Source organism: Paraburkholderia sp. BR10937, assembly GCF_040965695.1.
In the GTDB taxonomy this organism is placed as follows: Bacteria; Pseudomonadota; Gammaproteobacteria; order Burkholderiales; family Burkholderiaceae; genus Paraburkholderia.
In genome coordinates, this window is the sequence record NZ_JBFRCL010000004.1 from 13,133 (window position 1) to 35,326 (window position 22,194).

Sequence of the window (22,194 nt, forward strand, 5' to 3'; positions counted from 1 at the left end):
GATGTCACAGGGTCTCCTCGATGCGCAAAACGGCGCGCCAGAACGCAAGCTTCATGTCACCGCAAGCGGCCCACTCTCGCGCCGCACTTTTCTCAAGCTCGGCGCGGCGGCGGGCGGCGGCCTGCTGCTCGGCATCAGCTTTTCGGCTGGCGCACAGGGCGACAGCCAGACACGCCAATCGGTCGTTGGCGGCGATGGCAACGAAGCGCCACAAGACGGCGTGTTCGAGCCGAACGCGTTCGTGCAGATCGACCGCGCGGGCAAGGTCACGCTCATCGTCCCGAAGGTGGAGATGGGGCAAGGCGTGTACACCTCGATTCCGATGCTGATTGCGGAAGAACTGGAAGTGCCGCTCGATAGCGTCACGATCGATCACGCGCCGCCCAATGCGAAGCTCTTCACCGATCCGCTGCTCGGCGGCCAGCTCACGGGCGGCTCGACGTCGATTCGCTTTGCCTGGCAGCCCATGCGCGAAGCGGGCGCCGCCGCGCGCACCGTTCTGATCCAGGCGGCGGCGCAGCAGTGGCAAGTCGATCCCGCCACCTGCCACGCCAAAGCAGGCGAGGTGCTGCACGACGCGAGCGGCCGGCGCATCGCCTATGGACAGCTCGTCGATGCGGCCGCTCATCTGCCCGTGCCGCAGAAGGTGGCGCTCAAGGACCCGAAAGACTTCACGCTGGTCGGCAAGCCCACAAAGCGCCTCGACTCGCCCGAGAAAGTGGACGGCTCTGCGCTTTTCGGCCTCGACGTGCGCCTGCCCGGCATGGTCTACGCGGCCATCGTGAACTGCCCCGTGTTCGGCGGCACGCTCGCGAAGGTCGACGACACGCACGCGAAGCAGGTGCCCGGCGTCACGCAGGTCGTGAAGATCGACAACGCCGTGGCCGTGATCGGCGCGCACACGTGGGCCGCGAAACGGGGCGCTGCGGCGCTCGTCGTCGAGTGGAACGAAGGCGCAGGCGCGAACGTGTCGATGCAGCAGATCGTCGCCGATCTCGCGAGCGCCTCGCAACGCGAGGGTGCCGTCGCGCGCAAGGACGGCGACGTGCAACAGGGATTCGGCACCGCAAAAACGCGCATCGATGCCGTCTATCAGCAGCCGTTCCTTGCGCACGCAACGATGGAGCCGGTCAACTGCACGGTCCACGTGCAGCCCGATAGCTGCGAAATCTGGGTGGGCAGCCAGGTGCCCACGCGCGCCGTGGACGCAGCCGTAGCCGTCACGGGTCTGAAGCCCGAGCAGGTCACGCTGCACAATCACCTGCTTGGCGGCGGCTTCGGGCGGCGACTCGAAACCGATTTCATTACCCAGGCCGTCAAGATCGCCAAACCGCTCGGCGTGCCGGTCAAGGTCTTCTATACGCGCGAAGAAGATATCCAGCACGACATGTACCGGCCGTATTACTACGACCGTCTTTCGGCGGGGCTCGACGCGAACGGCAAGCCCGTGGCCTGGCAGCATCGCATCGCGGGCTCCTCGATCATGGCGCGCTTTGCGCCCCCCGCGTTCCAGCACGGCGTCGACCCCGACGCCGTCGAAGTCGCCGCCGACCTGCCCTACGACCTGCCGAACCAGTTGATCGAATACGTGCGCCAGGAACCGCACGCGGTGCCCACCGCGTTCTGGCGCGGCGTGGGGCCCACGCGCGGCACGTTCGTGGTGGAGAGCTTCGTCGACGAACTGGCCGTGGCCGCGAAAACCGATCCGGTGACCTACCGCCGCAACCTGCTCGGCAAGTCGCCGCGCGCGCTCAACGTGCTCGACGTAGCCACGCGCGCCGCGAACTGGGGACCACCCATGCCGAAGGGCCAGGGACGCGGCGTTTCGGTGATGCACGCGTTCGGCAGCTTCCTCAGCATGGTCGCGGACGTGACCGTGGACGACGGCGAGGTGCGCGTGAACCGCGTGGTGTGCGCCGTGGATTGCGGCATGGCCGTGAATCCCGAGACCATCGAGGCGCAAATCCAGGGCGGCATCGTATTCGGCATCACGGCCGCGCTGTGGGGCGAAATCACAATCGAGCGCGGACGTGTCACGCAAACCAACTTCACCGACTACCGGATCATGCGCATCGACCAGATGCCGGTGATCGAAGTGCATCTGGTGAAGAGCGCCGAAGCGCCCGGCGGGATCGGCGAGCCCGGCACCTCGGCGGTCATACCGGCAGTAGCGAATGCGATCTACGCGGCGACCGGAAAACGTCTGCGGCACTTGCCCGTGGGCCGCCAGCTCGTGAACGCGGGCGCGTCCGCGCAGTCGGCTTGAGGGAGCGAACCATGACGAAAACGATCGACGCATCCCAACGAGCCCGCGGCCTGCGCCGCTTTGCCGGTGCCACGCTCGCGCTAGCAGCATTCGCGTGCGTGACTGCACGCCCCGCCCTCGCGGCGAGCGCTGCGGACTCCGCCACGATCCAGCACGGCGCCTACCTCGCCGCCGTGGGTGACTGCGCAGCGTGCCACACGGCGCCGCACGGCAAGCCGTTTGCAGGCGGCCTGCCGATGAACACGCCGCTCGGCCGCATCTACTCGACCAACATCACGCCCGACCCGGACACAGGAATCGGCGGCTACACGCAAGCGGACTTCGCGCGCGCCATGCGCGAGGGCGTCGCCAAGGACGGCCACAATCTCTATCCGGCGATGCCTTATCCCTCGTATGCGAAGGTGCGCGACGAGGACGTCGCCGCGCTCTACGCGTACTTCATGCAGGGCGTGCAGCCCGTCAAGCAGAGCAACCGCGACGCCGACATCAAGTGGCCGATGAACATGCGCTGGCCGCTCAAGATCTGGAATGCCGTCTTCCTCGAAAAGGGAGCGTACCAGGACAAGGCGGGCAAGGACGTGGCATGGAACCGCGGCGCGTATCTCGTGCAGGGCCTCGGCCATTGCGGCTCGTGCCACACGCCGCGCGGCATCGGTTTCAACGAGAAGGCGCTCGACGAAAGCGGTGACGCCTGGCTCACGGGCGCCCTGCTCGACGGCTGGTTCGCCTCGAACCTGACCGGCGCGCACAACACGGGCCTCGGGCGCTGGAGCGCAGCGGACCTCGCGCAGTTCCTGAAGACAGGTGCGAACCAGCACGCCTCGGCGTTCGGCGCGATGACCGACGTGGTCAACAAGAGCACCCAGGCCATGAACGATGCGGACGTCAACGCGATCGCGGTCTACCTGAAGTCGCTGCCGGCGAAGGGCGACGACGGCGCAGCGGCCTACGCCTATGACGCGCAGGCGACGAAAGTGTCGCTCTCGCGTCCGGCGAACGATGCGGGCGCGCGCGTCTACACGGCGTATTGCATGCATTGCCACGGCGCCGACGGGCGCGGCTTCGCGCCGATGTTCGCGCCGCTCGCGGGCAATCCGAACGTGCTGGAGAAGGACGCGTCGTCGCTCATCAACGTCACGCTCAACGGCACCGGCGATCTCGTGATCCAGGGCATGCCCGCGCCGTACCCCATGCCCGCTTATGCAGATGTCCTAAGCGACAAGCAGATCGCCGATGTGCTCACGTTCGTTCGCGCGGGCTGGAACAACAAGGCAGGTGCGGTGGGTGCGGCAGAGGTCGCGAAGATGCGCACGAAGACACAGGCGGCGCGCTAGGAAGGAGTGTTGAAGCGATCGCGCCGGCCGGGAATGCGGCCGGCGCGAGTAGTGCGAAACGCGTTTAGCGTTAGTGCGCGAGCGGTTGCGTCACGTCCTGGCCGAACCACTGCATGGAGATCTTCTTGAGCGTGCCGTCCTGCTTGAGCGAGGTGAGCGCGTCGTTGATCGCCTTCTCGAACTTCGGATTGCCCTTGCGGAACGGAATGGCCATTTCCTGATCGGCACCCGGCAACACAGCGCCCGGACGCAGCGGCAGATTCGACGTCTTGATGATGTACGGCAGCATCAGGCGGTCGTCCATCGTCGCGTCGATGCGCTTCGCGGCCAGATCGCGCAGCTTCTCGGGCGCGCCGGGATACGTCTGCACGTTGATGCCGGGCACAGCGCGTGCCATCTGGTCATAGTTGGTGCCGAGCGTCACGCCGAGCTTCTTGTCGCCCTTGAATTCGTCGAGCGTCTTGAATTCGCGTTTGTCGTCGGAGCGCTGGATCAGCTGCGCAGCCGAGTACGTGTACGGCTGGCTGAAGTCGAGCGCCTGCTGGCGTTGCGGCGTGATGGTCACCTGATTGACGATCACGTCGAACTTGCCGGCCTGCAGCGCCGCGATAATGCCGCTCCACTCGGTCGGAATGAACTCGGGCTTGACCCCAAGCTTTGCCGCCACGGCCTTCGCGACGTCCACGTCGAAGCCGACGAGGTCGCCCTTGCTGTCACGGGAATCGAACGGGGGATAGGTGCCTTCCAGACCGATCTTGAGCACCCCGGCCTGTTTGACCGAATCCAGCAGATCTTCCGCATGGGCGGAAATGGCGGTAAATCCCAGTGCCGATACGGCAAGCGCGCTTGTGAACAGGAGCTTCGTCAACTTCATTCAAACTCTCCTCTTTATGTGGATGTCTCGACCGCTTCGCGATGGCACATCAGCGCCCCCCCGAGGCCGCGTCGCTAGAGAATACTACGATCGGCAGCGCGATCGTAGCCCGCACAACTGAGTACTTTCCCGCGCTGAGCGGCGCGCGGAACGGGGCAAATCGCCTGCGAGATCCGCGGCTTTCCGAAATGTAGGGATTCGCTTAATAGCGCATTTACGCGCCGCGCGATCAGCCCGCGGAGGCGTTCATCGCTTGCACGACCTCTAACGCGCCGCCCACCATCGCACTCACCACCGGCTCGACCTTCCGCGCGATCGACGGCATGTAGTCGAACGGCGCTGCCTCACTCATATACGTCGACTGGCACATTTCGAGTTGCACGGCATGCACGCCGTCCTGCGGTGCGCCGTAATGACGCGTGTTGTAGCCGCCCTTGAACCGGCCATTCGCGATCCACGTGAAGTCGCTCGCGGCCGCCGCGCGCTCGACCGCCGCCTGCACCGGCGCCGCCGCCGTGCGCCCGTCCTGCGTGCCGATGTTCAGATCGGGCAGCTTGCCGTCGAATAGCCGCGGCAGCACGCTCGCAATCGAGTGCGCTTCCCACAGCAGCACGTTGGCGTGCTGCGCGCTCAGGCGCTGCAGCTCGGCGCGCAGCGCGTCGTGATACGGCTGCCAGTATGCGGCGACGCGGCGTTGCTGCTCGTGCGCATCAGGCGCGCGGCCCTCGCGATACAGCGCCTCGCCACGGAACGTTTCGGTCGGGCACAGCGAAGTCGTCGTCTGCCCCGGATACAGGCTTTCGTCGTTGGGCGGGCGGTTCAGGTCGATCACATAGCGCGACACGCGCGCGCCGAGTATCGTCGCGCCCAGCGTCTTCGCAAACGCGTAGAGCCGGTCGAGATGCCAGTCGGTATCGGCGACCGTGAGTGCGATGTCGGTATAAGCGTCGCGCAGCGACTCGGGAATCTGCGTGCCGAGGTGGGGAATCGAGATCAGCAGCGGCGCCGTGCCGCGTTCGAGCGTAAAGAGGTCGGTCATGGGGGCTCCGTTCGGTTGGCCGCGCACTCAAGCGCCGGCGAGGAGATGGTTCAACGCCTTGCGATAGCCGGCGTACAGGCGCGCTTCGTCGCGGTGGCGGCGCTGCGCGACGACTTGCTCGCCGCCCACGTAGACGTCGCGTACCGGCGTCTCGCCGTGCTCGCAGAACACCACTGAGGATAGCCAGCTTTGCGGCGTCTGCTGCGCGAGGTTCGGATGCTGCGCGTCGAGCACGAGCCAGTCCGCGCGAGCGCCCTCCTGCAGCGCCCCCACCGCGCGCCCCGTCGCGCGCGCGCCACCCGCGAGCGCCGCGTCGAAGAGACGGTCGGCCACCTGCGCGGTCTCGGGCGACGCCAGCACGTTGCGTTCGCGCCGCGTGAGCCGCTGCCCGTATTCGAGCAAGCGCAATTCGGCGCGCCAGTCCACGCCGATATGGCTATCCGAGCCAATGCCAAATGCGCCGCCCGCATCGAGATACTCGCGCGCGGGGAAAATACCATCGCCGAGATTCGCTTCGGTCGTGAGGCACAGGCCCGCAATCGCGCCGCTTTGTGCGAGCGCGGCGGTCTCCCGCGCATCGATATGCGTCGCATGCACGAGGCACCAGCGCGTGTTCACGTCGAACCGGTCGAGCAGCCATTGCACGGGCCGCGCGCCCTCGGTCGCCATGCAAGCCTCGACTTCGGCCATCTGCTCGGCGATGTGGATGTGGACGGGCGCACCGGGAAGCACTTGATCCAGACCTTCCAGCAGCACGCGCAACGAGTCATGCGAAACCGCACGCAGCGAATGCGGCGCGACGCCGTAGCGCAACGCGCCGTGCTCGGGCCGCCACGCACGCAGCGCATCGACGATGCCGAGCAACGGGTCGGGCGTGTTGATGAAGCGCCGCTGATCGTCGCGCGGCGCTTGCGCGCCGAAGCCACTGTACTGGTAGAGCACGGGCAACATCGTCATGCCGATGCCTGTCACGCTCGCTGCGTGCACCACACGCTGCGCCAGCTCGGCGGGGCTCGCATAACGCTGGCCGTCCTGCGCGTGGTGCACATAGTGAAATTCGCAGACGGACGTGTAGCCTGCCTTGAGCATTTCCACGTAAAGCCAGCTTGCGACCGCGGCAAGATCGTCGGGCGTGATGCGCGCCGCAAAGCGGTACATCAGGTCGCGCCAGCTCCAGAAGCTGTCGGTCGGATTCGCGCGATATTCGGTGAGGCCTGCCATCGCGCGCTGGAACGCATGCGAATGGAGATTAGGCATGCCAGGCATAATCGGCCCCCGCGCACACGCGACGCCTTGAGGCGCTTGCGCCAGATCGGGCGTCACGCGGCGCAACGTGCCCGTAGCGTCCCATTCGAGCAGCACATTGCGGCGCCAACCGCCGGGCAAATACGCATGTTCCGCGAAAAGCGCGTTCGTCATGGAAAGCGGAGGAATCAGGGTGCTCATGAAATCAGGCTGGCGCGACATTCGCGAGACTCGCACGCCACGCGAACCCATCGGGCAGCGCGCTCACTGCGCAACCCGTCGCGATTTCGCGCGTCACGCCGCCGCCGTTTTTCCAGGGCGCGGGCACAAGATCGACGCCGCGCAGCAACGTCACTTTTGCGCCTTGGCTCATGCGCGCGACAACACCGCTTGCAGGAAACTGCGCGTGCGCGGCTGTGCCGGTGCGGTGAAGATCGTCGAAGGCGGTCCCGCCTCGACGATCTCGCCGCCGTCCATCACCACCACGACGTCGGCTACTTCCTTCGCGAAGCCCATCTCGTGCGTGACGACCACCATCGTCATGCCCTCGGAAGCCAGCAGCTTCATGACCTGCAACACCTCGCCGACCAGCTCCGGGTCGAGCGCGGAAGTCGGCTCGTCGAACAACATCACGCGCGGCTGCATCGCAAGCGCGCGCGCAATGGCGACACGCTGCTTCTGCCCGCCCGAAAGGCTCGCCGGCATCACATGCGCCTTGTGCGCGAGCCCGACTTTCTCGAGCAGCGCAAGCGCGGCAGACTCGGCTTGCGCCTTCGATGCCCCGCGCAACATGCGCGGCCCAACGGTGATGTTGTGCAGCACCGAGAGGTGCGGGAACAGGTTGAACGACTGGAACACCATGCCGACTTCGGTACGCAGCGCATTGAGCGCGCGGTCATTGAGCATCGCGCCGTTTTCCACGAGGCGATGACCGCAGATATCGATGGTGCCGCCCTCGGCCTGCTCGAGCCCGTTGCAGCAGCGCAGGAATGTGCTCTTGCCCGAACCGCTCGGGCCGATCACTACGACCACCTGTTGCGGCTGAATGTCGAAGTCGATGCCGTTGAGCACGAGGTGCGAACCAAACGACTTCTTGAGTCCGCGAATGCTGACGATCGGATCCGGTTGAGCGCTCATTGCACCATCCCTCCCGCGCGCAAGCGGCGCTCGACGCGATGCAGCGCATAGTTGGTCGTCTGCGTCAGCACGAGATAAACGAGCGCGATCACGAGATACACCTCCAGCGAGCGATACGAAACGCTGATGATTTTCTGGCCTTCATGCATCAGGTCGTCGATCGTCAGCAGCGAAACCAGCGCGGAATTCTTGATGAGCGCGATGAATTCGTTGCCGAGAGGCGGAATCATGCGCACCACGGCCTGCGGAAGGATGATCGCGCGCATGGCCTGCGCCGACGACATGCCGATCGAACGTGCGGCTTCCATCTGCCCGCGATCGACGGACTGGATCGCGCCGCGCACGATCTCCGAGACATACGCCGCCGAATAGAGCCCGAGTCCCAGCATGCCGCAGACGAACGCCGGCAGCAGGATGTTGAACTGCGGCAGTCCGAAGAACAGCAGGAACAGCTGCACGAGCAGCGGCGTGCCGCGAAAGAATACGAGGTAGCCCGTGCAGAAGCCGTAGACAAGCCGCCGTTGCGGCGCGAGCCGGCCGATGCCGATCAGGAGGCCGAGCATGCAGCTGAGCACGAGCGCCGCGGCGGTTACTTCCACCGTGACCAGCGCGCCGTGTGCGATGTCGGCCCAACCGGCGATAGCCGGAGAGAAGTCGAGTTGCATGGATCAGATCCGCCGGTTCACTTCGAACCCGTGCCAAACCACTTGTTCACGATCTGGGCGTAGGTGCCGTCCGCCTTGATCTTCGCAAGCGCAGCGTTCAGCGAATCGCGAAGTTGCGGCTCGTCCTTGCGCACGGCAATGCCATAGGCTTCCTTCGTCAGCTCCGTGTCGAGTACGCGAAATCCCGAGCGCGTGCGGGCGAACTGGTACGCGGCGGGCTTACCCGTGACGGCGGCGTCGGCGCGGCCAATGCCGACGAGATCGAACATTTCCTGGTTCTTCTCGACCTCGACGCGCGTGACCTTCGGGTAGTTGTCGCGCAGGAAGTTCACCGACTTCGTGCCGACCTGCACCGAGACCTTCTTGCCGTCGAGATCGGCGAGCGTCTTGATGGGCGAGTCGGCCTTCACGAGCGCGACGAGGCCGCCCGCGAAATACGGCTGCGTGAAGTCCACCACCTGGCTGCGTTCAGGCGTGATGTAGATGCCGGAGATCGCGGCGTCGAAGCGGTGCGCGATCAGACCCGGAATCAGCCCCTTGAAATCGATGTCGGTCCACTGGACCTGCTTGCCCATTGCCTTGGCGAGCGCGTTCATCAGGTCGACGTCAAAGCCGGTGCGCTGACCGTTTTCCGTGAACTCCATCGGCGGGAACGTCGCATCGGTCGCGACCTGGAGGACGTTCTGCGCTTGCGCGCTCGCGGTGCCGGGAGCGGCGGCGGCGAACATGGCGAGGGCGACGCACGTGGCGGACAGCAGTTTGTGCAGTTTCATGTTGGACTCCAGTGTGGTTTGTCGGAAGGCTGCGGTTTTTCGCTTCGTTCTTTGGCTTCGCTTGTTGCGGTCAATCGGTTTGCAGGCGAGCGGAAATGGTGTGCGCGGTGCGCAAGGTCCAGTCGGCGAGCTGCAACTCGCGGCCCGCCACGCGCGAGGACGGCGCCATCAAGGTGATCGACGCGTTAGCGCCCGCGCCGCGTGCAACGCGCCGGAACACAGGCGCACTCACGCCCCATACGCCAGGATCGACTTCGCTTTCGCTCACCGCGTAGCCGCGCGCGCGAATCTGCTCCAGTTCCGCTTCCATGGCGGCGCGGCCCTGAGGGTCGCCGGCGAAGAGGCGATCGAGCGTCTCGCCGCGCGCCTTTTCCTGCATGAACGCGAGCAACGACTTGGCCGACGCGCCGGCCTTGAGCGCAACCGCGCGTCCCTTCTCGAACGAGCAGCGCAGCGAATGCGTGCTTTCGACCATTTCGAGGCAGACCACCTGATCGTTCACGGCGACGACGAGGCCGACACTTTCCTGCGAGGTCCGCGCGAGTTGCAGCATGCCTTCGCGGCTCGATTCGACGAGCAGCGAATTGACGTCGAAGCCAAGCGCAAGCTGCAGACTGATGGGGCCCGGCGCGTAGTAGCCGGCGTCTTCGGTCACGAAGCCCCAGCGCTTGAGCACCGCGACCTGGCGGTAAAGTGTGCTTTGCGCGAGCCCCGTGGCCGCGAGCATGTCCTTCGCGGACATCGCCTTGCCGCGGCTCGCGAGTGCCGAAAGCACCAGTAGCAGGCGCTCTGCGCCGGTGACACCGGGTTCCTGTTTCACCTGAATGACGAAGGCTGAATTGATGCACTCAGCATGCCACGTCACTCCCAGAAATCAAAAATACGATTCCCAGCGAATGGGAATGAGATGAGAGGGTTTTCCCTGGCGATGCCCGATGTCCTGCGTGGGTCCGCGCGGTGTCTTTTACCGGCTTCTGGTAATGTCACGCACATGCAAACGATCCTCTCCATCGAGAATCTCTCGAAAGTCTATGCATCGGGACTCCGGGCGCTCACGAACATCAATCTGGACATTCAGCGGGGCGAAATCTTCGCGCTGCTGGGGCCGAATGGCGCGGGCAAGACGACGCTGATCAGTATCATCTGCGGCATCGTCAATGCGAGCGAAGGCAGTGTGCGCGTGGCCGGTCACGATATCCTCACCGACTACCGCGCCGCGCGCTCGCTGATCGGCCTCGTGCCGCAGGAGCTGACGACCGACGCGTTCGAAACGGTCTGGGCCACCGTATCGTTCAGCCGCGGCCTGTTCGGCAAGCCGCCCAACCCCGCGTATGTCGAGCGCGTGCTGCGCGATCTCTCGCTGTGGGAGAAGCGGAACAACAGGATCATGACGCTCTCGGGCGGCATGAAGCGCCGCGTGCTGATCGCGAAGGCGCTCGCGCACGAGCCGCAAGTCCTGTTTCTGGACGAGCCGACGGCGGGTGTGGACGTCGAGCTGCGCCGCGACATGTGGGAACTCGTGCGCGGGCTCAAGGCGAACGGCGTGACGATCATTCTGACGACGCACTACATCGACGAGGCGGAGGAGATGGCCGACCGCATCGGCGTCATCAACTCAGGGAAGATCATGCTCGTCGAGCGCAAGGACGTGCTCATGCGCAAGCTCGGCCGCAAACAGCTGACGCTGCAGCTCGACGCCCCGCTGAGCGCCATTCCGGACGGTCTCGCCGCGTGGGGGCTGGAGCTGGCCGACGGCGGCTCCGAACTCACCTATACGTACGACAGCGAAAACGAACGCAACGACATCATCACGACGCTGCTCAAGAATCTGAACGAGGCCGGCATCGGCTTCACGGACCTGAAAACGAGCCAGAGTTCGCTCGAGGACATCTTCGTGAGTCTCGTCCATAAAGACCCGGCTGCCGTTTCACGGCCCACGCCAGATTCGGTCGCAGAAGACGGCAAAGGACAGGTAACTTCCCGATGAATCATTACGCAATTCGCGCCATCTACCGGTTCGAAATGGCGCGCACGCGGCGCACGCTGATGCAGAGCATCGTCGCGCCGGTCATTTCGACCTCGCTCTACTTCATCGTCTTCGGCTCCGCAATCGGTTCGCGCATCAAGGAAGTGAACGGCGTCAGCTACGGCGCGTTCATCGTGCCGGGTCTGATCATGCTATCGCTGCTCTCGCAGAGTATCTCGAACGCGTCGTTCGGCATCTACTTCCCGCGCTTCACGGGCACGATCTACGAGCTGCTCTCGGCGCCCGTGTCCTACCTCGAAATCGTGGTCAGCTATGTCGGCGCGGCGGCGACCAAGTCGGTCGTGCTCGGGCTCATCATCCTCGCGACCGCGGCGCTCTTCGTGCCGATACAGATCCAGCATCCGGTGTGGATGGCGCTGTTCCTGCTGCTCACCGCGGTCACGTTCAGCCTGCTCGGTTTCATCATCGGCATCTGGGCGGATAACTTCGAGAAACTGCAGATCGTGCCGCTCCTGGTCATCACGCCGCTCACGTTCCTCGGCGGCGCCTTCTACTCGGTCGACATGCTGCCGACGGCGTGGAAGGTGATCACGCTGTTCAACCCGATCGTCTATCTGATCAGCGGCTTTCGCTGGAGCTTCTACGGGCTCGCGGATGTCGATGTCGGCGTGAGTCTCGGCATGACAACTGCCTTTCTCGCGCTGTTCCTCGCGATCACCGCGTGGATCTTCAAGACGGGCTACCGTCTGAAAACCTGACGTTAGCGACTGACGTTAGCGACTGACGTTGGCTAACTAGCCGGGTGCCCGCCTCGAATTTCAGGCCGGCACCTCTCCCGGCGCGCCGTCGAGCGGCCGTTCGTGCTGGCCATTCAGGGGAGCGGCGAACGTGCCGTCCAGAATGCGCAGCTTGTCGGTCATATCGGGAAAGTTGTGACCTGCCGTGCGCAGCTCGTTCACGAGCCGATGCGCAACGGCCCGGCAGTGCGCCAGCGTCTCATGCAGGCGCGGCTCCGACTGCAGACCGGTCACTGCCCGCTCCAGATCCGCTGGAGTTTCGCTCAGCAAAGCGGGAACGACTTCGTCCGGCGGGATCAGCGAGCCGTGACTCAGCAGTTGCGCGGTCCAGTCGCAGCCGTACAGCAGTGCGCGCCGTTCGGCCCTGCGCGCCTCGTCCTGCTCGAGCACGGCGAGACTGTGGCGATTCTTCTGGATCTCGGCGCGCCACGGCGCCAGGACGTCGGCACGCAGCGCCGCAATCGCTTCGCCGAGCGCCGCGTTCTGCCCACCCGCGACGAGGCGGCGTTCATCGAGCCGGTCCACCTCGTCCCGGTAGCTTTCGAGGTAAGCGAGCCAGTTCAACGGCAGCTCGGGTTTTTCGAAGAATGCGCGCCGCACGTCATTGAGTTCGTTGCGAATATCCTGCAGCGCCAGGTTGTCGGCGACACGCGCCTCATGCACGTCGTGGGCTGTGACCATCTGCCGGTGCAACGGAAAGAGCGGATTGCTGTAGCGCCGCTGCAGATGCCGCTCGGCCGCGCCCGGCCGGGCGCTCCATTTCCAGTTGGGCAAAGTCTTCGCGTCGAATTCGACCGCCTGGATCATCGGCCGGAACACGGACAGCGCTTCGTCCGTGGCGTGGCGAAAGCAGTCCGCCAGCTTGTAGTCGTTGCCTTGCAGGGAGGCGGCCTCGTCCCCCGCATAAGGCGAGTCCGGCCTGAGCCTGAGCGTGCCCGTGGCCAGAAAGAATTCCATCGGCAGTTCGACGCTCAGGCCTTCCAGCCTGAACGCGCGCTGCTCGGCGGAAACCGCCTCGACGGCACGCGCGAGGCGGTTTTCCTGATCGAGGAGCGCATCGATCGCGTCCCCCGACGACGGCTGCGCCGCATCGGCCAGCAGGCAAAACGTTTCGCGCGCCATTCTCGCCGCGATGGTGCCGTGCTTCTCGGCAAAGAGCCAGAACCAGAGGGCGAGCTGGTAGCCCTTGACCCCATTTTGGGCGATCGATTCGACTTCGGGTGTGAATGCGATGCCGGGTGCGGCCCAGTTCGTGAACGGCGGCGTGCCGACGCCCTGGTACATGCCCAGGAGTTGGCGTATCGATTCATGCGTATTGGTGGGCCAGTTGCGCGCCTCTTCCTGGCGCTTTTCTGTCTTCCAGAACCTCCAGTCCATTCTGCACCTCGCAAGAGAGCAAGAGTCTTGGTGCGACTCGCTGCGAGGGATACTTGCACACTCCGCCGGGGGCGTAAACCGGTGATGTCCGCGCTTGCTCTTCAGGCCCCGCTCAGTTCCTGATGGAGCGCGACGAATTCGCGCGTGAGCTTGTGCGCCGGATCGAGGTGAACGACGGGCTTGGCCTGCTGATGCGATTCGCGAATCTTCACCGACGAGGACAGCCGCGACGCCAGCACCGGCAATCCTTCCTCGACGAGTTCGTCGACGAGTTGTTGCGGCAGGCTCGCGCGCGGCTGGAACTGATTGATGACGATGCCTTCGACCGTGAGTCCGGCATTGTGGTCCTGCTGAATTTCCTTCACGTTCTCGAGCAGCGTGTAGAGCGCGCGGCGCGAGAAGTCGTCACAGTCGAACGGGATGAGGCAGCGCTCGACCGCGATCAGCGCCGAGCGCGTGTAGAAGTTCAGCGCAGGCGGCGTGTCGATGTAGATCGCATCGTACATGTCGAGTTCTTTGAGCGCGTCACGCAGCTTGTAGATCTTGTAGCGCGACTCGAGCTTGCCGTGCAGCGTGTCGAGATCGGCATGCGCGGGCATCACGTCGAGATTCTCGAAGGGTGTCGAATGAATGAACGACGTGACCTCGACCGGCCGGAAGCTGAACGTCAGCGCGGTTTCGAAGAAGTCGGCGACGTTGGGCTTCGCGTCGGCGGAAGCCGCGCCGAGCAGGTACTGGCTCGAATTTGCCTGCGCGTCGAGGTCGATGACGAGCGTACGCCGCCCCTCGTTCGCGCTGATCGCAGCGAGATTGCAAACGATCGTTGACTTGCCTACGCCACCCTTCTGATTGAACACCACGCGCCGCATGTCTTCGCTCCCCTGTTTCTCTCTCATTCAATGAGATGGATGGGGATGAGGATACCCGATGCGGCGCTGCAATAAGGATTTTTGGTGGCGGTTTTTCTGGCAAGCACAGGCACGCGGCTAATTACATAACCGCTTCATTTTCCGGAGCCTGGCTGGTTATAACCCGTACCGTCGCAGGCGTAACTCGCGGTGGCTGGCAGCGCCAGGACAAGCGATGCAGCCAACAGGGCTGCAAAGATGCGCCGAGCTTTCATTTGCGTTTCTCCTGTTCAAATGGATGCCGGTGCGTTAAGCATAGGTCAGGTCACTTAAAGCGCAATTTCGCGTGATGACAACCCGAAGTCTTTGCTCACGCGTCTCCCCAAAATTTGCGCTGCACCTGCATCACCTCTTCCTCGACCTCGGCTACGGGCCCGATCAGGTCCACGCGCTTCTGGCAATGATCGAAAACGTAGCGCGACGACACGCTCATCGTCGGGTTCTCCGCGTGATTGCCCGTGGCCTGCAGCAGCCGCTCTTCCGTCATGCCGAACACCACGCGCCCGATGTTCGCCCAATAGGCCGTACCTGCGCACATGCAGCACGGCTCGACCGTCGTATAGAGCGTGCAACTCCACAAGTATTGCGGCGTGAAGTTGAGCGCGGCGATGCGCGCGAGCACGGCTTCCGCATGATTGACGGTATCGACGTTGCCCTGTTCGATCAGAACCGATTCCTGATCGGGCCCGACGAGAATGGCGCCAAACGGGTGATGGCCCAAGTGCGTCGCGCGCTCCGCGACCACGCTTGCGTGCCGCAGATGACGGACGATCTGTTCGCGCGTCGGCGCGAGCCCTTGCTCGGGGAACGCCGATGCATTCTGCTGTGCGGACATGGTCAGGCTCAAAGTGTGTCTCCTCCTTGTTGGCGTTATTTCGGCAATGCGCCGTCTACGCCCTGCACGAACCAGTTCAGCCGCAGCAACTCGGCGTCGGGCAGCGATGTGCCCGCCGCCACCTTGATCGCGCCGCTCTGATCCTTGATCGGCCCCGCGAACGGATCGAATTTGCCGGCGATGATGTCGTCGCGCTTCTGCGCGAGCGCCTTTTGCGCGGCCGGCGAGACGGTTGCGGTGTTGATGTCGGCGAGATCGATGGCTTTCTCCTTGAGGCCCCACCACGTCGGCGTGTTGGTCCACGTACCGGCTTGCACCTGATCGATCAGGTGAGAGTAATACACGCCCCAGTAGCTCACGCAAGCGCCCAGTTGGGCATTCGGGCCGAACTTCTTCATGTCGGAGTCCCACCCGAACGCGTGCACCTTTTTCTGCTCGGCCGTCTGCATCGTCGCCGTCGAATCGGTGTTCTGGATCAGCACGTCCGCGCCCTGGCCGATCAGCGTTTCGGCCGCCTGTTTCTCCTTGCCCGGATCGAACCAGCTATTGATCCAGATGACCTTGACCTTCGCATTCGGATTGACCGAACGCGCGCCCATCGTGAAGGCATTGATGTTGCGCACCACTTCGGGCACCGGCACCGAGGCGACGAAGCCGAGCGTATTCGTCTTCGTCGTATAGCCGCCGACCAGACCGGCCAGATACGCGCTCTGGTACGTGCGCACGTCATAGGTCGCGAAGTTCGCGGCCTTCTTGTATCCGGTCGCATGCTCGAATACAACGTCCGGATAATCCTTTGCGGTCTTCAGTTCGAAGTCCTGAAAGCCGAAGCTCGAGCCCACGATGATCTTGTTGCCCTTGCTCGCGAGGTCGCGAAACACGCGCTCGGAGTCGGCGGATTCGGGCACGTTCTCGACGCGCGTAACCTTGATCTTGTCGCCGAACTTCGCTTCGATCGCCTTCACGCCCTGTTCGTGCGCGTAGGTCCAGCCTGCGTCGCCGGGGTTGCCGAGGTAGACGAACGCGACGCCCATCGGGGCCGCAGCGATGGCGGTAGGGCTCGACGCAACCCAGACGCCGAGCGCGGCGAACAGCGTAGCCACGAGGCGCAGCGAGCGCACCGACGCGCGAGCGAATCTTGTTGCCATGAGGTCTCCGAAACAGGGAATGGAAAGTCAGATACTGGTCAGTCAAAATTGAGGCCGATATTTCGATTCATTATGTGATGAATAACGGAATCGATATAACGCTCATTGCTTCGTTGGAGCACGCTATCGCCAATGGCTTCACGCTGGAACGCGTCGTGCTTGCCGAACCCGTTGCCCCTCCAACCTTTGCGCCCGGGAGACCTGTCATGCAAACCGCACTTGCCACCGATTTTTCGCACGTCAAGCCGCAGGACACCTCGTTCACGGGCGGCGGGTTGCGCGACTTCTTTGTCTACCGCGACCTGGGTATCGCCAAAGCCACGCATGGCAAGGTGGTCGCGCAACTCGTCAGGGCAAATCTTGCGCCGGAAGTGGGCACGGGCTGGCACCGGCATGAGGCAGATTTTCATATCGTCATCATGCTCAAGGGCTGGGCGCGCTTCATGTACGGCGACAAGGAAACGCTCGTCGAAGCGGGCGATTGCGTGCATCAGGCGCCGGGCATCGCCCATTACCTGTTCGATTACTCGCCCGATATGGAGTACCTCGAAATCGTGAGCCCCGCCGACTTCAAGTCGATCGACGTGGAAGCGCCCTGCGCCGTGCCCGCGCCGACACCCTGGCAGGCGAGCCCCGCAATCTGAGGCGGCCGCCCTGGTTGGACTATGTTGCGGCGGCGCGGCTGATGGCCGTTGCCGCATGCGCATCGGCATCGAGCAGCGCGCGCAGGGTCACCCGATCGTCGCCCATCGCCTCCGGCGCCGCGATGCGCCGTGCACGCGGCTCGTGGTCGTGAATCGTCGAACGCACGAGCGGATAGATCTGCGTGTCCCAGCGGCGGCCATTGAAGACGCCGTAGTGGCCCACGCCCGTCTGCACGTGATGCGTCTTCATATAAGGGCGCAGCCCCCGGCACAGGTCGTGGGCGGCAACGGTCTGGCCAACCGCGCAGATATCGTCCTTCTCGCCTTCGATCGTGAGCAACGCGGTGCGGCGGATCGCGTGCGGCTCCACGAGGCGCTCGCCCACCTTGAGCTTGCCTAACGGCAGGGCGTATTCCTGAAACACCGAGCTGACCGTTTCCAGGTAGAACTCCGCGGTGAGATCGGAGGTGGCGAAGTACTCGCGGTAGAACACGTTGAGCGCATCCGCTCTCGTGGGGTCGCCCTTCGCCCGCTCGTGGCGCATCTCCTCGAACGAAGCGAGATGACGCTCGAGGTTCATCGACATGAACGCACTGAGCTGCACGAAACCCGGGTACACGCGCCGCTGCGCGCCGGGGAAACCGCCTGGCACCGCGCTGATGAGATTGCGCTCGAACCACGTGATCGGCTTGCTGTTGGCGAGATCGTTGACCCTGGTGGGATTCACGCGGCAATCGATCGGTCCCGCCATCAGCGTCATGCTCGCGGGCTGCGCGGGATCGTTGTCGGCGGCCATCAACGCTACGGCCGCGAGCGCCGCGACCGTCGGCTGGCAGATCGCCACCAGATGCGCATCGGGGCCGATCCGCCGGATGAAGGACATGACGTGCTCGACGTATTCGTCGAAGCCGAAGCGCCCCGCCGACAAGGGCACGTCGCGCGGGTTGTGCCAGTCGGTGATATAGACGTCGTGGTCGGCGAGCATGGTGCGCACGGTGCCGCGCAGCAGCGTCGCGAAGTGCCCCGACATCGGCGCGACGAGCAGCACGCGCGGCTGCGGCGTGGCGACGTCCTTGCGAAAGTGCAGCAGCGAGGCGAACGGCGTGCGCTTGACGACGGCTTCCGTCACCGGCGTGTGCACGCCATCCACCTCCACCCCATCGATTTCGAACGGCGGCCGCGCGTGCGAGAGCCCGGCAAGCTCGATCTGCTCCCACCAGGCGTCGAGATAGCGCGCGTCGAAGCCGCACGCGAGCGCGGGCCACGCCGCGAGCGCCGCGCGGGAGAACGACGCGGTGGCGCGCCCGAACCTCGTCAAGTCCGCGAACGTCTGGTAGGCCAGATAGGCGAGCAGGTTCATGGGCAGTGGTCCCGATTGTCTTGAACGCGAAGCGAAGCAGGCAATACGTATGCCAGAAGCGTTCATTGGCACAGTGCTTGCACCTGCACGGCCAGGCGCGCGGGCGCTTCGCGCAGAGCGGCGGTTGCGCCTTCCTGCATGCCGCAATGTAGTGCGGCCAGTTCGCGCAAGCGGTGCACGCAGAAGCGATGCGCGCATTCGGTGCATGCGGCTTTCTGCGCGTCGCACTGTTTGCCGCCATGTCCTCGCCGTTCAGGAGCTCTCCATGAGTCAGACGAATACGACCCTGACGATCAGCAGCCGGAACTATTCGTCGTGGTCCATGCGCGGCTGGCTGCTCGCCAGACTCGCCGGACTCGAATTCGACACGGTGACGGTGCCGCTCGACGACGCAGCCACGCGTGCCGAACTGCTGCTGCTCTCGCCTTCGATTCTCGTTCCCTGCCTGCGCCACGACGGCATTACGGTCTGGGACACGCTCGCGATCTGCGAATACCTCAACGAGATCCAGCCGCAGGCGCAGCTGTTGCCCGCGGACCGCACGGCGCGCGCGCACTGCCGCTCGGTGTGCGGAGAAATGCATTCGGGCTTCAGCGCATTGCGCTCCGCGCTGCCGATGAACCTGCGCGGCCACTTTCCGAACTTTCGCGTCTGGTCGCGCGCGCAGGACGACATCGCGCGCATCGTGACTATCTGGCGCGAATGCCTGCAGAAGTACGGCGGCCCCTGGCTCTTTGGCGAGATCGGCGCGGCGGATGCGATGTATGCGCCGGTCGTCACGCGCCTGCTCACCTATGACGTGCCGATCGACCCCGACATCGGCGACTACTGCATGCGCGTGCTCAAGCAGCCTTACGTCGCCGAATGGATCGCGGCGGCCCAGTCGGAAACCGAGGACATCGACGAACTCGATATGGAGTTCTGAGCGGCGCCCCGCACCAGCATCGAGCATGAGGGCTTGTGCTCGCAGGCCTGGCATCGGCATGGAAGTTGCATCGCCCCCCATGCAGCCCGGCACGAACAAGCCTGAACAAGCGAGCGCAAAAAAACAGCGAACGGAAAAACGCACATGACGCCAACAGTCTTCAACGAGATGTTCGAGTACGGGGAGTTCGACGTTCGCGGCCTCGCCGCCACGGCGTTCGCGCAGGCCGGCGAGCCGCGCGCCCACTACCGCGAATTCTTCGCCTGGATGCGCAGCCAGAGCGAGCAGCAGATGCTCAAGAAGCGCACCGAAGCCGATGCCATCTTCCGGCGCGTAGGCATCACCTTTGCCGTTTACGGCGAAAAGGACGTATCGGGTGCGGGCACCGAACGCACGATTCCGTTCGACGTGATTCCGCGCATCTTCCAGCGCCAGGAGTGGAACACGCTCGAGCGAGGCCTGCGCCAGCGTGTGAACGCGCTCAACCGCTTCATCCACGACATCTATCACGAGCAGGAGATCGTCAAGCGCGGCATCGTGCCCGCCGACCAGATCCTGCGCAACGCACAGTACCGCCCCGAGATGCAGGGCGTGCACGTCGCGCACGACATCTACGCGCATATCGCGGGCATCGATATCGTGCGCGCCGGCGAGGGCGAGTTCTACGTGCTCGAGGACAATCTGCGCGTGCCCTCCGGCGTCTCGTACATGCTGGAAAACCGCAAGATGATGATGCGGCTCTTTCCCGATCTGTTCGTGCGCAATCGCGTGGCGCCGGTAGCGCACTACCCCGACCTGCTGCTCGACACGCTGCGCGCCGCCGCGCCGTCGGGCACCGACAACCCGACGGTCGTGCTGCTCACGCCGGGCATGTACAACTCTGCCTACTTCGAGCACGCGTTCCTCGCGCAGCAAATGGGCGTCGAGCTCGTGGAAGGCCAGGACCTGTTCGTCGAGAACGATCACCTCTATATGCGCACCACGCAGGGCCGGCAGCGCGTGGACGTGATCTACCGGCGCGTGGACGACGACTTTCTCGACCCGCTCGTCTTCCGCTCCGACTCGGCGCTCGGCGCGGCGGGTCTCATGAACGTCTACCGCAAGGGCAACGTGACGCTGTGCAACGCGGTAGGCACGGGCGTCGCCGACGACAAGTCGATCTACCCGTACGTGCCCGACATGGTGCGCTTCTATCTGGGCGAGGAACCGCTGCTCAAGAACGTGCCCACGTGGATGTGCCGCAAGGCCGACGACCTGCGCTACGTGCTCGACCATCTGCCGGAGCTGGTCGTGAAGGAGACGCACGGCGCGGGCGGCTACGGCATGCTGATCGGTCCCGCCGCCACGCGCGCCGAGATCGAGGCGTTTCGCGCGGCGCTCATTGCGAACCCGGACAAGTACATCGCGCAGCCCACGCTCTCGCTTTCCACCTGCCCGACGTGGGTCGAATCGGGCGTGGCGCCGCGCCACATCGACCTGCGTCCGTTCGTGCTCTCGGGCAAGGAGGTGCGCATGGTGCCGGGCGGGCTCACGCGCGTGGCGCTGCGCGAGGGCTCGCTCGTGGTGAATTCCTCGCAGGGCGGCGGCACGAAGGACACCTGGGTGCTGGAGCGCTGAGCCGGCACAGCAACGAACTCGCGCGGCGCGTAGGCGTTCACGGCCGCGAAGACGAAGCCGAGATCACGCGATGAACGAAGCGCAACTTGTCGATGACGGGCGAAGCCAGCGCGAACGGGTAGCCGTCGGGCATGCCGAGGCTGCGGTTCAGGCTGTTGAGCGCGTAGGTGAGCGGAAACCAGCGCGCCATCAGGCTGTCGAAGCTCGCCTCGTCCACCGGCGTCTGGTCGACCAGCGTGGGCTCGTCGGGGCTGTCGGGCAGCAGTGCGAGCCCGCAGGCCGTGGCCGTGTCGAGCGTATCGACGATATGCAGGTAATGCGCCCACGTCTCGGCCCAGTCCTCCCACGGATGCACGGACGCATACGCGCTCACGTGGCGCTCGGCCCAGTCGGGCGCGGGGCCATCGGCGTAATGCGCGGCGAGCGCGGCGGAATAGTCGGCGCGCTCGTCGCCGAAGCGGCGGCGATACGGTTCGAGCCAACGCCCCGTCGGCTCCCGCGCGACGAGACGGTCGAAATAGTAGTGGCCGACCTCGTGGCGGAAATGCCCCAGCAAGGTGCGATACGGCTCGTGCAGCGAAATGCGCGTGCGCTCGCGATGCGCGTCGTCGGCCTCGGCGATGTTCATCGTGATGAGGCCGTGATCGTGGCCCGTCATGATGCGCTGGCCGTCGCCCGTCTCTTCGAGAAACGCGAATTGCAGGCCATGTTCCGGGTCTTCGGCGCGCGTGACGAGCGGCAGGCCGAGCGCCCCCAGCGTATAGAGCAGGCGCCGCTTGGCCGTCTCGAGGCGATACCAGTACAGGCGGTTCTCGGGCCGCGAGAGGTCGGGGATCGTGCGCGTGAACTGGCAGGCGCGGCACAGCGTGTCGTCGCAATCGGCCGGAATCATGCCATTGCAGACGTTTTCGACCGCGTAGTTGTGGCACTGGCGAAAGATCGCGCCGTTTGCCTGCGCATTCAGGCTGCGCCAGCGGCCTTCGCCCGCGTCCTCGAACGCGTGCATCTCTCCCGTCTGCGGTACGTAACCCAGGCGCGACTCGCACCGCTCACAGCGCTCGTTTTCGAAAAACACCAGCTGACTGCAGTGATCGCAGTGAAAGGTCTTCATTGCCGCATTCCTGTGATGGTCGCGCGTTCCGCTGTGCCTCGCGCAGCACGCCGCGTGCCTCGCCCTCGCGCGGCCGCCGCTGTCACATCCTGCACTTTTGCCATGCGCATCATAGGCGCGCTGCGCCGTGCGCCTTTTCCGCCGTTCCATCC

20 protein-coding genes and 1 pseudogene are annotated in these 22,194 nt (G+C 64.7%); 7 read left to right on the forward strand and 14 right to left on the reverse strand.

The features are described 5' to 3' along the window. The first annotated feature begins 1 nt into the window (after position 1). Positions 2–2,266 carry a molybdopterin cofactor-binding domain-containing protein gene (locus AB4Y44_RS04670; RefSeq protein ID WP_368698837.1) on the forward strand — a complete coding sequence of 755 codons (2,265 nt, stop codon included), beginning with the start codon at positions 2–4 and terminating at the stop codon, positions 2,264–2,266. Between the two features lie 11 nt (positions 2,267–2,277). After that, on the forward strand, positions 2,278–3,600 hold the full coding sequence (locus tag AB4Y44_RS04675; RefSeq protein WP_368698838.1) for a cytochrome c: 1,323 nt from the start codon (positions 2,278–2,280) through the stop codon (positions 3,598–3,600). A 70-nt stretch (positions 3,601–3,670) separates the two neighbouring features. Here AB4Y44_RS04675 and AB4Y44_RS04680 read toward each other — a convergent pair whose 3' ends face one another. From AB4Y44_RS04680 to AB4Y44_RS04715, 8 genes and pseudogenes are all read right to left on the reverse strand, one after another. Then, the gene (locus AB4Y44_RS04680) at positions 3,671–4,474 is read right to left on the reverse strand and encodes a transporter substrate-binding domain-containing protein (protein ID WP_342919874.1); all 804 of its coding nucleotides are present in this window, start codon (positions 4,472–4,474) and stop codon (positions 3,671–3,673) included. A 229-nt stretch (positions 4,475–4,703) separates the two neighbouring features. Continuing rightward, positions 4,704–5,513 (reverse strand): N-formylglutamate deformylase, encoded by an 810-nt coding sequence (gene hutG, locus AB4Y44_RS04685; protein WP_368698839.1) that lies wholly within the window; start codon positions 5,511–5,513, stop codon positions 4,704–4,706. A 27-nt stretch (positions 5,514–5,540) separates the two neighbouring features. Beyond that, positions 5,541–6,932 (reverse strand): formimidoylglutamate deiminase, encoded by a 1,392-nt coding sequence (locus tag AB4Y44_RS04690; RefSeq protein WP_342919910.1) that lies wholly within the window; start codon positions 6,930–6,932, stop codon positions 5,541–5,543. 34 nt (positions 6,933–6,966) lie between these two features. Beyond that, positions 6,967–7,131: pseudogene (locus AB4Y44_RS04695) on the reverse strand (HutD family protein); the annotation flags it as partial. After that, positions 7,128–7,895: an amino acid ABC transporter ATP-binding protein gene (locus tag AB4Y44_RS04700; protein ID WP_342919871.1), complete on the reverse strand. Its 768-nt coding sequence runs from the start codon at positions 7,893–7,895 to the stop codon at positions 7,128–7,130. The pseudogene AB4Y44_RS04695 and the gene AB4Y44_RS04700, both read right to left, overlap by 4 nt. Then, positions 7,892–8,560 carry an amino acid ABC transporter permease gene (locus AB4Y44_RS04705; protein WP_069263172.1) on the reverse strand — a complete coding sequence of 223 codons (669 nt, stop codon included), beginning with the start codon at positions 8,558–8,560 and terminating at the stop codon, positions 7,892–7,894. Before AB4Y44_RS04705 ends, AB4Y44_RS04700 begins: the two co-directional genes overlap by 4 nt. 17 nt (positions 8,561–8,577) lie before the next feature. Next, positions 8,578–9,333 (reverse strand): transporter substrate-binding domain-containing protein, encoded by a 756-nt coding sequence (locus tag AB4Y44_RS04710; protein ID WP_133183100.1) that lies wholly within the window; start codon positions 9,331–9,333, stop codon positions 8,578–8,580. Positions 9,334–9,403: 70 nt separating this feature from the next. Continuing rightward, positions 9,404–10,153 carry an IclR family transcriptional regulator gene (locus AB4Y44_RS04715; protein WP_368698840.1) on the reverse strand — a complete coding sequence of 250 codons (750 nt, stop codon included), beginning with the start codon at positions 10,151–10,153 and terminating at the stop codon, positions 9,404–9,406. Positions 10,154–10,324: 171 nt separating this feature from the next. Between AB4Y44_RS04715 and AB4Y44_RS04720 the strand changes: the two genes are divergently transcribed. Beyond that, positions 10,325–11,320: an ABC transporter ATP-binding protein gene (locus AB4Y44_RS04720; protein ID WP_368698841.1), complete on the forward strand. Its 996-nt coding sequence runs from the start codon at positions 10,325–10,327 to the stop codon at positions 11,318–11,320. Further along, positions 11,317–12,078, forward strand: coding sequence for an ABC transporter permease (locus tag AB4Y44_RS04725; RefSeq protein ID WP_368698842.1), 762 nt, complete (start codon positions 11,317–11,319; stop codon positions 12,076–12,078). Before AB4Y44_RS04720 ends, AB4Y44_RS04725 begins: the two co-directional genes overlap by 4 nt. 60 nt (positions 12,079–12,138) lie before the next feature. On the opposite strand, the gene AB4Y44_RS04730 is transcribed toward AB4Y44_RS04725, so the two are convergent. From AB4Y44_RS04730 to AB4Y44_RS04745, 4 genes are all read right to left on the reverse strand, one after another. Further along, a complete protein-coding gene (locus AB4Y44_RS04730) occupies positions 12,139–13,494 on the reverse strand; it encodes a tryptophan leader peptide (protein ID WP_342919867.1) in 1,356 nt (451 codons plus the stop codon). Between the two features lie 101 nt (positions 13,495–13,595). After that, positions 13,596–14,363, reverse strand: a complete 768-nt coding sequence (locus tag AB4Y44_RS04735; RefSeq protein WP_342919909.1) for a ParA family protein — start codon at positions 14,361–14,363, stop codon at positions 13,596–13,598. A 349-nt stretch (positions 14,364–14,712) separates the two neighbouring features. After that, positions 14,713–15,249 (reverse strand): nucleoside deaminase, encoded by a 537-nt coding sequence (locus tag AB4Y44_RS04740; RefSeq protein ID WP_368698843.1) that lies wholly within the window; start codon positions 15,247–15,249, stop codon positions 14,713–14,715. Between the two features lie 23 nt (positions 15,250–15,272). Beyond that, positions 15,273–16,385, reverse strand: coding sequence for a BMP family ABC transporter substrate-binding protein (locus AB4Y44_RS04745; RefSeq protein WP_368698844.1), 1,113 nt, complete (start codon positions 16,383–16,385; stop codon positions 15,273–15,275). A 206-nt stretch (positions 16,386–16,591) separates the two neighbouring features. Here AB4Y44_RS04745 and AB4Y44_RS04750 point away from each other — a divergent pair, with 206 nt between their 5' ends. Further along, on the forward strand, positions 16,592–17,029 hold the full coding sequence (locus tag AB4Y44_RS04750) for a cupin domain-containing protein (protein ID WP_368698845.1): 438 nt from the start codon (positions 16,592–16,594) through the stop codon (positions 17,027–17,029). A 19-nt stretch (positions 17,030–17,048) separates the two neighbouring features. On the opposite strand, the gene AB4Y44_RS04755 is transcribed toward AB4Y44_RS04750, so the two are convergent. Continuing rightward, a complete protein-coding gene (locus AB4Y44_RS04755) occupies positions 17,049–18,389 on the reverse strand; it encodes a polyhydroxyalkanoate depolymerase (protein ID WP_342919863.1) in 1,341 nt (446 codons plus the stop codon). A gap of 265 nt (positions 18,390–18,654) precedes the next feature. On the opposite strand from AB4Y44_RS04755, the gene AB4Y44_RS04760 reads away from it, so the two are divergent. Next, positions 18,655–19,314 carry a glutathione S-transferase family protein gene (locus AB4Y44_RS04760; RefSeq protein WP_069263162.1) on the forward strand — a complete coding sequence of 220 codons (660 nt, stop codon included), beginning with the start codon at positions 18,655–18,657 and terminating at the stop codon, positions 19,312–19,314. A 168-nt stretch (positions 19,315–19,482) separates the two neighbouring features. Continuing rightward, complete coding sequence (locus AB4Y44_RS04765; RefSeq protein WP_342919908.1) at positions 19,483–20,931, forward strand: circularly permuted type 2 ATP-grasp protein; 1,449 nt, start codon at positions 19,483–19,485, stop codon at positions 20,929–20,931. Positions 20,932–20,968: 37 nt separating this feature from the next. Here AB4Y44_RS04765 and AB4Y44_RS04770 read toward each other — a convergent pair whose 3' ends face one another. Beyond that, a complete protein-coding gene (locus AB4Y44_RS04770) occupies positions 20,969–22,042 on the reverse strand; it encodes a putative zinc-binding metallopeptidase (RefSeq protein ID WP_368698846.1) in 1,074 nt (357 codons plus the stop codon). Between the last annotated feature and the right edge of the window lie 152 nt (positions 22,043–22,194).